The 1,031-nt window shown below is 65.2% G+C and carries 1 protein-coding gene; it reads left to right on the top strand.

What is annotated here, in order from left to right; genetic code table 11:
* Window positions 1-51: 51 nt before the first annotated feature.
* Window positions 52-1,026: an IS481 family transposase gene (locus PV772_RS22990; RefSeq protein ID WP_347887703.1), complete on the top strand. Its 975-nt coding sequence runs from the start codon at window positions 52-54 to the stop codon at window positions 1,024-1,026.
* Window positions 1,027-1,031 lie beyond the last annotated feature (5 nt).

Below are 1,031 nucleotides of genomic sequence, written 5' to 3'. Positions count from 1 at the left end.
GACCTCTTAGGTTGGTGGTTACCACACACAGCCAACGACTAAGAGGTCTTCATGTCCCACCGTAATGCCCGCCTGACGCCGAACGGTAGGCGGATCCTTATCGAGCGCGTCCTTGCAGGCCGTCCCGTGGCCCATGTGGCCAAAGAGATGGGCGTCTCGCGGACCTGCGCCCACCGCTGGATCAGCCGGTACAGGACGCACGGCTGGGCCGGTCTTGAGGACCGCAGCTCCCGCCCAAGGTCGTGCCCGCACGCGACCTCCGCGGAAGTCGTTGCCGATGTCCTGACCCAGCGCATTGAGCACCGCGAAGGGCCAGCGGGCCTGGCAGCCCGGTGCGGGACGAGCGCCCGGACGGTCTCCCGGATCCTGACCCGCGCGGGCATGCCCAGACTGTGGGACCTGGACCCGGTGACCGGGGTACGGATCCGCGCGTCCCGTGCCACGGACCGCCGCTACGAACGCGACGCTCCAGGCGACATGATCCACATCGACGTCAAGAAACTAGGCCGGATCCCGGACGGCGGAGGTTGGCGGGCTGACCCGAATCAATCCGCCCGCAACCACTCCACAGGCCATAATCGGGTCGGTTTTGACTACGTCCACGTCGCCGTCGATGACCACACCCGTCTGGCCTACGCCGAGGTCCTACCCGACGAAAAAGGCCCGACCTGCGCAGGGTTCCTCACCCGTGCGGCAGCGGCCATGGCAGCCAACGGCGCACCCGTCCGCAGAGTCATGACCGACAACGCCTTCGCCTACCGGTTATCGAAAGATTTCCAGGACGCACTGGCTGCACTGGGCGCCAAACACATCCTGATCAAACCCCGCCATCCCTGGCAGAACGGCAAAGCAGAACGCTTCAACCGCACCCTCCAGGAAGGCTGGGCCTACCGGCAACCCTTCACATCCAACCAAGCCCGGACCGACGCCCTGCAGCCATGGCTAGACTTTTACAACAACCACCGGCCCCACGGCAGCCTCGGAGGCAAAGCACCCATCAGCAGGTGCAACCAACCTACTGACTGAGTACA

The sequence above is a fragment of the Pseudarthrobacter sp. CC12 genome (assembly GCF_039907755.1).
Classification (GTDB): Bacteria; Actinomycetota; Actinomycetes; order Actinomycetales; family Micrococcaceae; genus Arthrobacter; species Arthrobacter niigatensis.
This window is presented reverse-complemented; position numbering and strand designations above follow the sequence as displayed.

Coding starts and splice junctions, on each gene's coding strand:
- PV772_RS22990 (WP_347887703.1), top strand. CDS start 52: ATGTCCCACCGTAATGCCCGCCTGACGCCGAACGGTAGGCGGATCCTT.